The organism is Pseudomonas sp. SL4(2022), assembly GCF_026625725.1.
GTDB lineage: Bacteria > Pseudomonadota > Gammaproteobacteria > Pseudomonadales > Pseudomonadaceae > Aquipseudomonas.
On the sequence record NZ_CP113060.1, the window covers coordinates 3,115,082 to 3,129,183 of the forward strand.

At 61.2% G+C, this 14,102-nt stretch carries 13 protein-coding genes, 1 tRNA gene and 1 other RNA gene; 12 read left to right on the plus strand and 3 right to left on the minus strand.

Features of this window, described 5'->3' with window-relative positions; genetic code table 11:
- Positions 1 to 16: 16 nt before the first annotated feature.
- Genes phnG through OU997_RS14715 form a run of 3 tightly spaced genes read left to right on the plus strand, consistent with a single transcriptional unit; the run spans position 17 to position 2,165 of the window.
- A complete protein-coding gene (phnG, locus tag OU997_RS14705; RefSeq protein WP_256583064.1) occupies positions 17 to 463 on the plus strand; it encodes a phosphonate C-P lyase system protein PhnG in 447 nt (148 codons plus the stop codon).
- On the plus strand, positions 463 to 1,074 hold the full coding sequence (gene phnH / locus OU997_RS14710; protein ID WP_267807262.1) for a phosphonate C-P lyase system protein PhnH: 612 nt from the start codon (positions 463 to 465) through the stop codon (positions 1,072 to 1,074). Before phnG ends, phnH begins: the two co-directional genes overlap by 1 nt.
- On the plus strand, positions 1,074 to 2,165 hold the full coding sequence (locus tag OU997_RS14715; RefSeq protein ID WP_267807263.1) for a carbon-phosphorus lyase complex subunit PhnI: 1,092 nt from the start codon (positions 1,074 to 1,076) through the stop codon (positions 2,163 to 2,165). The genes phnH and OU997_RS14715 overlap by 1 nt, the downstream gene beginning before the upstream one ends.
- Before the next feature lie 4 nt (positions 2,166 to 2,169).
- Here OU997_RS14715 and OU997_RS14720 read toward each other — a convergent pair.
- Positions 2,170 to 2,251, minus strand: a non-coding RNA gene (locus OU997_RS14720) — sX9 sRNA.
- Between the two features lie 54 nt (positions 2,252 to 2,305).
- Here OU997_RS14720 and OU997_RS14725 point away from each other — a divergent pair.
- The 6 genes from OU997_RS14725 (at position 2,306) to phnP (ending at position 7,189) form a co-directional block, all read left to right on the plus strand.
- Positions 2,306 to 3,148, plus strand: a complete 843-nt coding sequence (locus tag OU997_RS14725; RefSeq protein ID WP_108488128.1) for an alpha-D-ribose 1-methylphosphonate 5-phosphate C-P-lyase PhnJ — start codon at positions 2,306 to 2,308, stop codon at positions 3,146 to 3,148.
- Positions 3,145 to 3,954, plus strand: a complete 810-nt coding sequence (phnK, locus tag OU997_RS14730) for a phosphonate C-P lyase system protein PhnK (protein ID WP_267807268.1) — start codon at positions 3,145 to 3,147, stop codon at positions 3,952 to 3,954. The genes OU997_RS14725 and phnK overlap by 4 nt, the downstream gene beginning before the upstream one ends.
- A gap of 83 nt (positions 3,955 to 4,037) precedes the next feature.
- A complete protein-coding gene (phnL, locus tag OU997_RS14735) occupies positions 4,038 to 4,751 on the plus strand; it encodes a phosphonate C-P lyase system protein PhnL (RefSeq protein WP_108488097.1) in 714 nt (237 codons plus the stop codon).
- Positions 4,741 to 5,886 (plus strand): alpha-D-ribose 1-methylphosphonate 5-triphosphate diphosphatase, encoded by a 1,146-nt coding sequence (locus tag OU997_RS14740; RefSeq protein ID WP_267807269.1) that lies wholly within the window; start codon positions 4,741 to 4,743, stop codon positions 5,884 to 5,886. Before phnL ends, OU997_RS14740 begins: the two co-directional genes overlap by 11 nt.
- Positions 5,886 to 6,449, plus strand: a complete 564-nt coding sequence (gene phnN, locus OU997_RS14745) for a phosphonate metabolism protein/1,5-bisphosphokinase (PRPP-forming) PhnN (protein ID WP_267807270.1) — start codon at positions 5,886 to 5,888, stop codon at positions 6,447 to 6,449. Before OU997_RS14740 ends, phnN begins: the two co-directional genes overlap by 1 nt.
- The gene (gene phnP, locus OU997_RS14750) at positions 6,440 to 7,189 is read left to right on the plus strand and encodes a phosphonate metabolism protein PhnP (protein ID WP_267807272.1); all 750 of its coding nucleotides are present in this window, start codon (positions 6,440 to 6,442) and stop codon (positions 7,187 to 7,189) included. Before phnN ends, phnP begins: the two co-directional genes overlap by 10 nt.
- A gap of 246 nt (positions 7,190 to 7,435) precedes the next feature.
- On the opposite strand, the gene OU997_RS14755 is transcribed toward phnP, so the two are convergent.
- Positions 7,436 to 7,903, minus strand: coding sequence for an Lrp/AsnC family transcriptional regulator (locus OU997_RS14755; protein ID WP_108488093.1), 468 nt, complete (start codon positions 7,901 to 7,903; stop codon positions 7,436 to 7,438).
- A gap of 200 nt (positions 7,904 to 8,103) precedes the next feature.
- Between OU997_RS14755 and OU997_RS14760 the strand changes: the two genes are divergently transcribed.
- Positions 8,104 to 11,571 carry an indolepyruvate ferredoxin oxidoreductase family protein gene (locus OU997_RS14760; RefSeq protein ID WP_267807274.1) on the plus strand — a complete coding sequence of 1,156 codons (3,468 nt, stop codon included), beginning with the start codon at positions 8,104 to 8,106 and terminating at the stop codon, positions 11,569 to 11,571.
- Between the two features lie 40 nt (positions 11,572 to 11,611).
- Here the strand turns inward: OU997_RS14760 and OU997_RS14765 are convergent, their stop codons facing one another.
- A complete protein-coding gene (locus OU997_RS14765) occupies positions 11,612 to 12,091 on the minus strand; it encodes a GNAT family N-acetyltransferase (protein WP_108487784.1) in 480 nt (159 codons plus the stop codon).
- 117 nt (positions 12,092 to 12,208) lie between these two features.
- On the opposite strand from OU997_RS14765, the gene OU997_RS14770 reads away from it, so the two are divergent.
- Positions 12,209 to 12,283: transfer RNA gene (locus OU997_RS14770), tRNA-Arg, on the plus strand.
- A 953-nt stretch (positions 12,284 to 13,236) separates the two neighbouring features.
- Entirely contained in the window at positions 13,237 to 13,698 is a 462-nt protein-coding gene (locus tag OU997_RS14775; RefSeq protein ID WP_267807281.1) for a DUF4304 domain-containing protein, read from the plus strand.
- Positions 13,699 to 14,102 lie beyond the last annotated feature (404 nt).

Genomic DNA, 14,102 nt, shown 5'->3' on the forward strand with positions numbered 1-14,102 from the left:
GATGAACCGCAACCTGTTGCACAACGACCCGCAGATCGCCACCCGTCAGCACTGGATGGGCGTGCTGGCCCGGGCTGGCACGCGCTTGGCGGCTTATGAAGTGATGCTCAAAGAAGTCGATTACCGCCTGATCCGCGCCCCAGAAATCGGCATGACGCTGGTGCGTGGACGCATGGGGGGCACGGGCAGCCCGTTCAACCTGGGCGAGATGAGCGTCACCCGCTGCGTGGTGCGACTGGCCGATGGCCGCACCGGTTACAGCTATGTGGCGGGGCGTGACAAGCAGCATGCCGAATTGGCGGCTCTGGCCGATGCCCACCTGCAAGGCCAAGAGCAGGCGCACTGGCACGCACGCCTGATCGAACCCCTGGCCGCAGCCCAGCATGCCCAACAGGCGGCCAAAGCCGCTGAAACTGCCACCACGCAGGTGGAGTTTTTCACCCTGGTCAGAGGAGAAGACTGATGAACGCGGCGAATAGCTCGCAATGGCTGCAACCGGCCTTCAATGACCCGGTGCTGGACGCGCAAACCAGCTTTCGCAGTGCCCTCAAGGCGCTGGCCGAGCCGGGTTTGCAGCAACCCTTGAACCGCGCACTGGCCCTGGAGAGCCTGCAGCCGGCCACGTATGCCCTGTGTCTGGCGTTTCTCGATGCGGATACGCCGTTGTGGCTGGCGCCGTGCTTCGACACCCCGGCGATCCGCGCCAACCTGGCCTTTCACTGCGGCTGTCCGATTGTCGCCGAGCGCGAGCTGGCGCTGTTTGCCCTGCTTGATGAGCGCGAACTGAGCGACCTGTCGGCGTTCGACAACGGCAGCGAACGCTACCCCGATCAGTCCTGCACCTTGCTGATTCAACTGGATGCGCTAAGCGGCGGTGCCGCATTGCGTTGGCGTGGGCCAGGCATCAAGGACGTGCGCTGCGTTGAGCTGCCGCTGCCAGCGGTGTTTTGGCAGCAGCGTCAGGCGCGCAGCGCGTTTCCCCGTGGCCTGGATGCCTTCTTCGCCGCTGGCGAGCAGGTCATCGGTCTGCCGCGCAGCACCCGTGTGCTGCTCAATGCCGAGGAGGCTGCCTGATGTACGTAGCCGTTAAAGGTGGCGAACGCGCCATCGACAATGCCCACTTGCTGCTGGCAAAAAAGCGCCGTGGTGATACCGCCATCCCTGAGCTGAGCGTGGCGCAAGTGCGCGAGCAAATGCCACTGGCGGTGGCGCGGGTGATGAGCGAAGGCTCGCTGTACGACCCGCAGCTGGCCGCACTGGCGATCAAACAAGCCGCCGGTGACCTGATGGAAGCCATCTTCCTGCTGCGCGCCTACCGCACCACGCTGCCGCGCTTCGGTGCCAGCGCCGCGCTGGAGACCACGCAGATGCAGCTGAGCCGGCGCATCTCAGCGACCTTCAAAGACCTACCCGGCGGCCAATTGCTCGGCCCGACCTTCGACTACAGCCACCGCCTGCTGGATTTCGCCCTGCTGGCCGAGGGCGAACAACCGGGGCCGCAGGTTGATCCGCAGGCTGAACTGTCGCCGTGCCCACGGGTGCTGGATTTTCTTGCCGACGAAGGGCTGATGGCCCGCGAAGTCGATGAAGGTGCTGCCGTGCCGGATATCACCCGCGAACCGCTGGATTTTCCTGCCAGTCGCGCTCAGCGCCTGCAGGCACTGGCCCGAGGCGATGAAGGTTTCCTGCTGGCGCTGGGTTATTCCACCCAGCGCGGTTACGGGCGCAATCACCCCTTTGCCGGGGAGATTCGCATCGGCGAGGTCGAGGTCTGGCTGGAGCCGGAAGAGCTCGGCTTTGCCGTGCCGCTGGGCGATATCGAAGTCACCGAGTGCGAGATGGTCAACCAGTTCGTTGGTGAGAGTGCCGAGCAGGCGCAGTTCACCCGTGGTTACGGCCTGGCCTTTGGCTATGCCGAGCGTAAGGCCATGGGCATGGCCCTGGTCGACCGTTCGCTGCGTGCGGCGGAGTACAGCGAGGAGGTTGAAGGCCCGGCGCAGCAGGAAGAATTCGTGCTGATGCACTGCGACAACGTCGAGGCCGCCGGCTTCGTCTCGCACCTGAAATTGCCGCACTACGTCGACTTCCAATCCGAGCTGGAACTGATCCGCAAACTGCGCAAGCAGGCCAGCGAACAGCCCGCCGCCGAGGAGCAACGCGCATGAATACGAATGAAATCTACACGCGTAGCGAGCCTGCTTCAGTCGTGGGCGGCCGGAGCGCAGGCACCGGAATGTACGACGTTGTACATGAGGATGCCGAGCACCGCCCGCACGCGAATCAAGCTGGCGCAGTAGCGTGTGAGGTGGGGTACAACTTTGCTTATCTGGACGAACAGACGAAACGTATGATCCGCCGTGGCCTGCTCAAGGCTGTTGCGGTTCCCGGTTATCAGGTGCCGTTCGGTGGCCGCGAGATGCCGCTGCCCTATGGCTGGGGCACTGGTGGCATGCAGCTGACGGCGGCGATTCTCGGTGCCGATGATGTGCTCAAAGTGATCGATCAGGGCGCGGATGACACCACCAACGCGGTGTCGATCCGCCGCTTCTTCGCCCGCACTGCCGGGGTTAAAACCACCACGCGCACGCCGGAGGCGACGGTGATTCAGACCCGTCACCGCATTCCGGAAACCGCGTTGAGCGGCGATCAGATCATGGTCTACCAGGTGCCGATTCCCGAGCCGCTGCGCTTTATCGAGCCCTCGGAAACCGAGACCCGCACCATGCACGCGCTGGAAGATTACGGCGTGATGCATGTGAAGCTGTACGAGGACATCGCCACTTTCGGCCATATCGCCACCAGCTACGCCTACCCGGTGACGGTCGATGAGCGCTACGTGATGGACCCGTCACCGATCCCCAAATTCGACAACCCCAAGCTGCACATGAGCCCGGCGCTGATGCTGTTCGGCGCGGGCCGCGAAAAGCGCCTGTATGCCGTGCCGCCGTTTACTCGGGTGGTCAGTCTGGACTTCGAAGATCACCCCTTCGAAATCCAGCGTTGGGACGAATGCTGCGCCTTCTGTGGCAGCCACGATTCCTACCTTGATGAGCTGATTGTCGACGACGCCGGGACCAAGCGCTTCGTCTGCTCCGACACCGATTACTGCATGCAACGCCGTGACCTTGAAGAGGAGGGCGCGCAATGAGTGCTGCCGAGAACATGCATCTGCACACCGACACGGCGCAGCCGCTGTTCAGCGTGCGCGACCTGACGCGTCTGTACGGCCCGGAAAAAGGCTGCCAGGGCGTGTCGTTCGACCTGTACCCAGGCGAGGTGCTGGGCATCGTTGGCGAGTCCGGTTCGGGCAAGTCGACTCTGCTTAGCCTGCTCTCCGGGCGCTGCCCGCCGGATCGCGGCACGGTCAGTTATCGCGACACAACCGGCAACTGGGTTGATCTGTACAGCGCCAGCGAAGCACAGCGGCGCACGCTGCTGCGCACCGAGTGGGGCTTTGTCGAGCAAAACCCGCGTGATGGGCTGCGCATGGGCGTGTCGGCCGGGGCCAATATCGGCGAGCGGCTGATGGCTCAGGGCGTGCGCCATTACGGCGAACTGCGCGCGGCCGGCATCGACTGGCTGCAACAGGTGGAAATCGACCCGCTGCGTATCGACGACCTGCCGCGCACCTTCTCCGGTGGCATGCAGCAGCGCTTGCAGATCGCCCGCAATCTGGTGTCCAGCCCACGGTTGATTTTTATGGATGAGCCCACCGGCGGCCTGGATGTGTCGGTGCAGGCGCGCCTGCTCGACCTGTTGCGCGGCCTGGTGCGCGAGCTGGATCTGGCGGTGGTGATTGTCACCCACGACCTGGCGGTGGCGCGCTTGCTGGCGGACCGGCTGATGGTGATGCGCCGCTCCCATGTGGTCGAGGCCGGACTCACCGATCAGATTCTCGATGACCCGCAGCATCCCTATTCGCAGTTGCTGGTGTCGTCTGTCCTGCAGCCTTAACGAGACCTTTTGTAGGAGCGGCCTTGGTCGCGATCAGCTTTTCGCGGCCAAGGCCGCTTCTACAGGGATAAAAGAGGTAAGTCATGAATACGCTTATCGAGGTCTCTGGCCTCAGCAAGACCTTTACCCTGCATCAACAGCACGGCGTGGTGCTGAATGTGTTGAGCGGGCTGCATTTCAGCGTGCGCGCCGGCGAATGCCTGGTGCTGCACGGGCAGTCTGGCGCCGGCAAATCGACCTTGCTGCGCACCCTGTACGGCAACTACCTGGCCGCGGGCGGCAGCATTCGCGTGCTGCACAACGGCGCCTGGGTTGAGCTGGTTGGCGCAGAACCGCGCCAGGTGCTGGCGGTGCGGCGGCAGACCCTGGGTTATGTCAGCCAGTTTCTGCGGGTGATTCCCCGGGTCGCCACTCTGGATGTGGTGATGGAACCGGCCCTGGCCCGTGGCTGGAGCAAGGCGGACGCCGAGGCACGGGCCAAGAGCCTGCTCAGCCGCCTGAATATCCCGCAAGCCTTGTGGCAACTGGCCCCCGGCACCTTCTCCGGCGGCGAGCAGCAGCGGGTGAATATCGCCCGTGGTTTTATGGTCGCCTGGCCACTGATGCTGCTGGATGAACCCACAGCGTCCCTGGACGACGCCAACCGCCAGGTGGTGCTGGAACTGATCGATGAAGCCAAGGCCGCCGGTAGCGCGCTGATTGGCATCTTCCACGACCGTGCCGCCCGTGAAGCGGTGGCCGATCGTTACCTTGATATGAGCGCTGCGGCGCAGCAGGAGTATGTGTATGCCGGTTGAGCAGATTCTTACCAACGCGCGGGTCATCACCGCCGAGCAGGAGTTTGTCGGCACCCTGGTGCTGCGTAACGGCCTGATTGCCCAGGTAGAAGAGGGCGTCAGCGGTTTGCCTCAGGCGCAGAATTTGAACGGTGATTACCTGCTGCCTGGCCTGGTCGAGCTGCACACCGACAACCTGGAAAAATACATGAGCCCACGGCCTGGGGTGGATTGGCCCTCGGCCTCGGCGGTGCTGACCCACGATGCGCAGATTGTCTCAGCTGGCATTACCACGGTGTTTGACGCCCTGGCGATTGGCGATGTGAACCCGCGTGGCAAACGCATGCAGCAGCTGCCGGCGATGCTCGAAGCCATTGCCGCCGCCGCCGAAGCGGGCCACATGCGCGCTGACCACCGCCTGCACCTGCGCTGCGAGGTCTGCCATCCGGAGACCCTGGCGGTGTTTCGCGATCTGGTCGAGCACCCGCTGGTACAACTGGTCTCGGTGATGGACCATGCGCCGGGCCAGCGCCAGTTCGCCAAGGAAGACAAATACCGCGAGTACTACATGGGCAAGTACCACCTCAGCGCAGCGGAGATGGACGCCTTTATCGTCGAGCAGGTGGGTAACTCGCGGCAGTACAGCGACCGTCAGCGCCGCAGCATTGTTGCCGATTGCCAGGCCCGTGGTATTTCCGTGGCCAGCCACGATGACGCGACCCTGGGCCATGTGCAGGAGTCGGCGGGTTTCGGCATGTCTATCGCCGAATTTCCCACCACCCTGGAAGCCGCCAAGGCCAGCCACGAGCTGGGCCTGAAGGTGCTGATGGGGGCGCCGAATATCGTGCGCGGTGGTTCGCACTCGGGCAATATCGCCGCCGCGGAACTGGCTCAGCAGGGTGTGCTGGATATCCTCTCCAGCGATTACTACCCGGCCAGCCTGCTGCAGGCTGCTTTGCTGCTGGCCGGGCAGGACAATGGCTATGATCTGCCGCGCGCGATTGCCACCGTCAGCCGCGTGCCGGCACAGGCGGCGGGGCTGCATGATCGTGGCGAAATCCGCGTCGGCCTGCGTGCCGACCTGGTGCAGGCGCAGGTGCATGCGGGCCAGGCGGTGATCCAGCAAGTCTGGCGACAAGCGAAAAGGGTGTTCTGATGAGTGGCCGGTTGATCTACCTGATGGGGCCTTCGGGCTCGGGCAAGGACAGCCTGCTGAATGCCGCGCGTGAGCGCTTGGCCGAACGGGGTTGTGTGATCGCCCGGCGGATCATCACCCGCTCGGCGGAAGCGGTGGGTGAGGACGCCATCGGCGTGTCGCCGGCCGAGTTCGACCAGCAGGAAGCCGCTGGTGCTTTTGCCCTGAGCTGGCGCGCCAACGGCCTGGCCTATGGCATTCCCCGGCAGATCGATGACTGGCTGACGGCGGGGCAGGACGTGCTGGTCAACGGGTCACGGGCTTATTTACCACACGCTTTGCAGCGCTATCCCGATCTGATCGGCGTGTTGCTCTCGGTCGAACCGGCGGTGTTGCGTGAACGCTTGCTCAGGCGCGGCCGTGAAAGCATTGAGCAGATTGAGCAGCGCCTGGCGCGTAATGCTCAGTTTGATGCCGCCAGCGCCGAGCGTGATGGCCTGCACCTGCTGGATAACTCCGCGTCGATTGAGCGTGCAGGGGACAACCTGCTGGCGCTGATCGGGGCCAGCCGCGCATGCGCCTGACCCTGCTCGGCACCGGCGATGCGCGTCAGGTGCCGGTGTACAACTGCAGCTGTGCGGCCTGCGCCAGTGCACGACTGACCCCGGCGCTGCGTCGTGGCCCCTGTTGCGCCTTGATCGAATGCGGCGCGCAGCGCTGGCTGATCGACTCGGGCCTGACCGATCTGTGCGAGCGCTTCCCGCCCCATAGCCTGAGCGGCATTCTGCAAACCCATTACCACGCCGACCATGCTCAGGGTTTGCTGCATTTGCGCTGGGGCCAGGGGCTGATTATTCCGGTGCACGGCCCGGATGATCCGGAAGGCCTCGCCGACCTGTACAAACACCCCGGTATTCTCGATTTCAGCCAGCCGTTTGTGCCCTTCGAGCAGCGGCAGTTGGGTGAGTTAAGCGTCACGGCGCTGCCGCTGAATCACTCCAAGCTGACCTTTGGCTACTTGCTGGAGGGCGACGGCCGGCGTATCGCCTATCTGACCGACACCCTCGGCGTGCCCGACGCCAGCGCCGAGGTACTGCGCCAACAGCCGCTGGATTTGCTGGTGCTGGATTGCTCCACCGCGCCGCAACCCATCGCCCCACGCAACCACAACGACCTGACCCGCGCGCTGGAGGTGGTTGATCAACTGCAGCCGAGGGAAACCGTGCTGACCCATATCGGCCATAGCTTCGACGCCTGGTTGCTAGCGAATGCCGACGCCTTACCTGCGGGCGTGAGCCTGGCCTTTGATGGTCGAGTGCTATGACCAATGCCCCGTTCGTAGGGTGGGTTAGCCGCCCTACGCGGGTGCCGGGCTTTACCCGATATGGGGTGCGGCGTAACCCATCATCAGCGCAACGCGCTCTATCGCTTGGTGGGTTACGCGCCGCGTTGCTATCTACGTTGGATTATCGAGCGGTATTCGGCGTCGCTGACCCACCCTACGAGTTATCTGCCAATACCTATGGGAGGGGCTTTAGCCGCGACACGTCATCCGGGCTGAACACTGCTCTTAATCCAGCGGCAACTCAGTGGTGCGTTTCACCTCGCTCATGGCGATGTGCGAGTGCGCTTCGTGCACATGCGGGCGTTGCAGCAGGTGGTCGCGCAGAAAGCGTTCGTAGCTGGCGATGTCTTTGGCCACCACTTTGAGCAGGTAGTCCGAGCCGCCGGCCATGGTGTAGCACTCCAGTACTTCGGGGTAACCCACCACGGCTTTTTCAAACTCTTCCAGGTTGCTGCGTCCGTGTGCCGAGAGCTTGATATCAACAAATACGGTGATGCTGAAGCCCAGCTGCTTGTGGCTGAGCAGGGCCACCTTGCGCTCGATAATGCCGTCTTCCTGCATGCGGTGAATCCGCCGCCAGCAGGGCGATTGTGACAATTCCACCTTTTCGGCGATCTCGGCGGCGGAGAGGTCGGCGTTGTGCTGCAGCAGGCGGAGAATTTTCCGATCAATGGGGCTGAGCAAGTCTTGCATGATTATTCCTGAGTTCTTGTATTTATTGGATAGGTCATGCGCAGTATTGGCTTTTCATCCCGAAAATAGAAAGAAAATCTCCGTACTGCTCAGTCATATTCTTGGCCATGTGCCTTGTGTGGCGATCCCGCACTAGGCTTAACAAGGGTGGCACCCACCGTTGCCGCCCAGCTCGCCAAAATAATAAAAGGAGCGCCCCAATGTCTCTGGCCGAGATCCGCCTGGATGACAAGTACCGCCTTGCGACCGGTCACCTCTACCTGACCGGCACCCAGGCACTGACCCGCCTGCCCATGCTGCAAAAGCAGCGTGATGCCGCCCATGGCCTGAATACTGCGTGCTTTATTTCCGGCTACCGGGGCTCGCCGCTGGGCAACCTCGACAAAAGCCTGTGGGACGCCAAGCAGTACCTCAAGGACAACCACATCCACTTCCAGCCGGGGGTCAACGAAGAGTTGGCCGCCACAGCTGTGTGGGGCAGCCAGCAGACCAGCCTGTTCCCCGGTGCACGCTACGACGGCGTGTTTGCCATGTGGTACGGCAAGGGCCCGGGTGTGGACCGCTGTGGCGATGTGTTCAAGCATGGCAACTCGGCGGGTGTCTCCGAGCATGGTGGTGTGCTGCTGCTGGCTGGTGACGACCATGGCTGCAAATCCTCCAGCATCGCCAACCAGAGCGAGCATGCGTTTATCGCCGCTTCGATCCCGGTGCTCAACCCGGCCAACGTTCAGGAAATTCTCGATTACGGCATCATCGGCTGGGAGCTGTCGCGCTACAGCGGGTGCTGGGTGGCGCTGAAAACCATCGCGGAAAACGTCGATTCCTCCGCCGTGGTAGATGTCGATCCGCTGCGCATGCAGGTGAAGATTCCCGAGGACTTCCAGCTGCCGGAAGACGGCGTGTACATCCGCTGGCCGGACCCACCCCTGGCCCAGGAAGCGCGCCTCAACACCTACAAAATCTACGCCGCCCGCGCCTTCGCGCTGGCCAACAACCTCAACCAGATCAAGCTCGATTCGCCCAACCCGCGCTTAGGTATTATCACCACCGGCAAGTCCTACCTGGATGTGCGCCAGGCTCTGGATGACCTCGGCCTGGATGAAGCGCTGTGCGCCCAGGTCGGCCTGCGCGTGCTCAAGGTCGGCATGAGCTGGCCGCTGGAACCGGTATCAGTGCATGAATTCGCCGAGGGTCTGGACGAGATTCTGGTGGTCGAGGAAAAACGCAGCATCATCGAAGACCAGCTCACCGGTCAGCTCTACAACTGGCCCGTGGGCAAGCGCCCAGTCGTGGTCGGCGAGTTCGACGAAACCGGCCATTCGCTGCTGCCGAATCTGTCCGAACTGACCCCGGCGATGATCGCCCGCGCCATCGCCAAACGCCTCGCACCGATCTACAGCAGCGCGAAGATCGACGAGCGCCTGGCCTTTCTCGCGGCCAAGGAAGCCTCGTTGGCTGCGCCCAAACACCATACCACGCGCACCCCGCATTTCTGCTCTGGCTGCCCGCACAACACCTCGACCAAACTGCCGGAAGGCAGCCGCGCCCAGGGCGGTATCGGTTGCCACTACATGACCCAGTGGATGGACCGCAACACCGACACCTTTACCCAGATGGGCGGCGAGGGCGCGACCTGGATCGGCCAGGCGCCGTTTACTGACACCCCGCATATCTTCCAGAACCTCGGTGACGGCACCTACTTCCACTCCGGCCAACTGGCCCTGCGCGCATCCGTGGCTGCCGGGGTCAATATCACCTACAAGATTCTCTACAACGATGCCGTGGCCATGACCGGCGGCCAGCCCATCGACGGCGAGTTGCGTGTCGATCAATTGAGCCAGCAGGTGTACGCCGAAGGGGTCAAACGCATCGCCCTGGTTACCGACGAGCCAGAAAAGTACCCGACCCGCGCCACCTTCGCGCCTATTGTGACGTTCCACCATCGCCGTGATCTGGACGCTGTGCAGCGCGAGCTGCGCGAGTTTCAGGGCTGTTCGGTGATCATCTACGACCAGACCTGCGCCACCGAGAAACGCCGTCGGCGCAAGCGCGGCAAGCTGGTTGATCCGCAGAAACGCGCGTTTATCAACCCGGCCGTGTGCGAGGGCTGCGGCGATTGCAGCGTGAAGTCCAACTGCCTCTCCGTGCTGCCGCTGGAAACCGAACTGGGGCGCAAACGCGAGATCGACCAGAACGCCTGCAACAAGGATTTCAGCTGCGTTGAAGGCTTCTGCCCCAGCTTTGTCACTGTGCACGGCGGCAGCCTGCGCAAACCTGAAGCGGTGGGGCTGGGCGCGCTGTTTATTGCGTTACCTGAGCCGCGCCTGCCGACCTTGCTGCGACCTTGGAATATCCTCCTGCCCGGTGTGGGCGGCAGCGGCGTCACCACTGTCGGCGCATTGCTCGGCATGGCTGCGCATATCGAAGGCAAGGGCTGCAGCGTGCTCGACCAGGCTGGCCTGGCGCAGAAATTCGGCCCTGTAATCACCCATATCCGCGTCGCCGCCAAGCAGGACGACATCTTTGCCGTGCGTATTGCCGCCGGTGAAACCGACCTGCTGCTGGGCTGCGATCTGGTGGTGTCGGCCAGTGAAGAGGCCTTGGCCAAGCTGAATGACAAGATCGCCCATGCGGTGGTCAACAGCCATGAAGCGGCCACCGCCGAATTTACCCGCAACCCCGATGCTCAGGTGCCTGGCGCGGCCATGCGCGAGGCGCTGATTGAGGCGGTGGGTGCGAGCAAAACCCACTTTGTCGATGCCAGCCGTTTGGCCACGCGCCTGCTCGGCGACAGCATCGCCACTAACCTGTTTATGCTCGGTTTTGCGTATCAGAAGGGCCTGGTGCCGGTGTCTGCCGAAGCCATCAACAAGGCCATCGAGCTTAACGGCGTGGCCGTGCAGCTCAATCAGCAGGCCTTCCTGTGGGGCCGTCGCGCCGCCCATGATGCGGTTGCCGTGGAACGTCTGGCCAAGCCGGAAGTGATCGAAGCGCCGCATTGCCAGAGCCTGGAAGACATCATCGCCGATCGCGTGGTGCGTCTGACTGCCTACCAGAACGCCGCCTACGCCGAACGCTACCGCGAGCAGGTGGCGCGGGTGCAGCAGGTCGACACGAGGGCAGACCAAGCGCTGAGCAAGGCCGTGGCGCGTTACTACTTCAAGTTGCTGGCCTACAAGGACGAGTACGAAGTGGCGCGGCTGTACAGCGACGGCAGTTTCATCCGCCAGCTGGAAGCGCAGTTCAGTGGCGATTACCGTCTGGAGTTCCACCTGGCACCTAGCTGGCTGAGCAAGCCGGATGCCAGCACCGGCGAGCCGCGCAAGCGTCAGTTCGGGCCCTGGATGCTCAAGGCCTTCAGCGTACTGGCCGCGTTCAAGTTCCTGCGTGGCACGCCGCTGGATGTGTTCGGCTACAGCGCCGAACGCAAGCTGGAGCTGCAGCTGATCGACGACTACGAGCAAGACCTCGACTACCTGCTCAAGGAACTCAACGCCGACAACTACCGCACCGCGCTGGCCCTGGCCGAGCTGCCGGAGCAGATTCGCGGTTACGGTCATGTCAAAGAAACTGCTGTGGCGAAAGTACGCGAAAGCAGTCAGCAACTCAGGGCGCGGATGCTCGTCAGTGAGATTCAGGCCGTGCGCTTGTTTGAGCCCGCAGCCTGAGGGCGATCAGCAAGGAGTTGCCGGCGGTGAGGGCGCCGGCCTACTCCAGTTGCAGCGCCAGGCTGATGCCGTGGGGTTTGAAGCCCAGGTTGGCGTAAAACGCATGGGCTATTTCACGGCTCTGGCTGCTGGACAGCGCCACCTTGTAACAGCCCCAGGCGCGGGCGCGCTCGATGGCTTTGCCCATCAACGCCTGGCCAACGCCTAAGCCACGCGCGTCCTCATCCACCACCACATCTTCCACAATCGCCGAACGGGCGAAGTTATGCGCCAGGTGCTCGATCAGGTGCAGGGCGCAGGTGCCGAGCAGTTTGCCTTCGCGCTCAGCCACCAACACCACGCGGCTTACCGGCAGTTCACTCAAACGTAAGGCCAGTAACTTGGTATCGCAGCGCGGCTCATCGGGTGCCAGCTGTTGCAGCAAAGCCGCCAGCGCGGGTGCATCGGTTACGCTGGCAGCACGCAGGTGGAAATCGGCAAAGGGCGAATCCGGCAGGTTCAGCGAAGCAGCAGGGCGCATGGCATTCTCCTTGAGCGATGAGTACACAGTATCGCGCCCGCTTAATGGCAGCGGCATGACAAAACGCCTCGGCCTCGCTAAGATGCCGCCCGCAAGTCATCCTGCCTATCCCGTTGCGTTCCCATAGTTCAATGGATAGAACAAGCCCCTCCTAAGGGCTAGATACTGGTTCGAATCCAGTTGGGAACGCCATCTAACGAATCGCCCCTTTTGACGATCAAAGCCGTGGCCGCTTTTATGTGTGCTAGGCAGGTTTAGTGGCGCGCAGAAAACAAAAAGTCCCGAAATATCTAGAGAAATCAGGGTTTTAGATACTGCAATTTGGAGCGGGTGATGGGGGTCGAACCCCCTGTTTCTGTCTGCGTTATCCCGCTAAGTCTTGCTATTCCTGGGCTCTAGATAACTCAAACTCGCATAAATCCGCTTTTCTTCGCTGTGATTTCGACACGTCAGCTAGACAGCCTTGAGGCCGATCAGTAGCGTCTAGCTATTACGGTGCCTTGGCTGGTTTGGTAACTGTGGCCTTTCATGTCGCTTTTTCACCTGGGCTAGTCGCGTTTGCCATTTTCGCGCCTATGTAAATCAAGGGTTTACTGCATGACAACGGACGTTATCAGACATCTCAAACTGTGTTATGCGACAGCAATGTCGCCTAGTTAATAGTTATACGTAGGCCGTTTATCTACGAAGTATTCATAATTTTAAGCCAAGCCAATAACACTTCGATAGAAAGATATGCACAAGAAATCCAATCATTCTATGAAAATTTCACTGGCGAGAAACCCATGCTGAAAGTAAACAGTCAGACCATTGTAGCTGTATTCGAAGGAATTCAGTTTTCAATCAATAGAAACTGTCAGCCATAGGTGGCACTTGAGTCTAAAGAGCTTTCTAGGGTTGCAATGTCAGACTGCGAAGGAATCGCAAAATCTACGTGTCGCCTTGAAATCTCAGGCGCAAAAGATCCAAAAATGAATTACTTCAACGACTTTCTCTTTATAATTCAGTGTGCCGAGCAACTTGGTGGGTTTGGACTTTTAATACGCGCCAAGGCGAGTTCATGTGAAACGTATAACAATAGGTTGAAATCGCTCGCTGGGACGTGCTAAGGCCCGCCCCTTAACCAAATGTGAGGGCCCATACCGATGTCCGCCAGAGCCTCTGCCTTCGACAACGCTCTTCGAGAGATTGCCGTTCCGGCACTCACATCGCATGGCTTCAAATTTGATGGTAGTCGCACGTTCCGACGCTTCTCAGAAGGCCGCCGTACCTGCCTGATCATCAATTTCCAGCTCGGACAACGCTCTATGGCCGGCAAATTCACCATCAATCTTGGCGTCTTTGCCGAAGGAGACAATCCCGGCATAAGCACCAGCCGAGCCAACGCGTATGACTGCCGCTTCGAGCGACGGACGCGTATCGGAGCACTTATTCCCCTTCAGTTCCCCAAGCTTGCCAGCCTTCCGTGGATTGGCTTCCTTTTTGGCGGCCCAGACAAATGGTGGGTTTTCTCAGATGACTCCTCCGACACCGATGCAGTGCTGTCAGATGCTGTAGATAAGATCACTGCACATGGGCTTAGCTGGCTCAATACTATTGGGCTATAACAAGAGATTAACGCCGTTCGCTGCGCTCACTTGGGACGGGCTAAAACCTGCCCCTTAACCAAACTTTGGGTTCGTAATGAAAACTCCAACAGGGCGTGAGATAGCATGGGAAGTCTTTGCGCAGACCTGGGCAGATACTTCATACGACGAAGTGGAGAAAGTTGCTTTTGCAAAAAGGCTGGCTGAGACCGGGTTGTCCCGCCGTGAACTGACTCGCATTGCCTACTGGGAGGTGTGTGGTGCATTCGCCACGTTCTCTACCACCGTATTTGCCACAGCTGGAATGGCCTTGCCGGACTACTGTTTTCCTGAGGACTTGGCTCGAAAGACAGTCTCCGATTGGATCTCCAGACCGCTAGTATTTTCGCTTATCAATCCACTCTGGTTGCTGGGTTATTTATTAT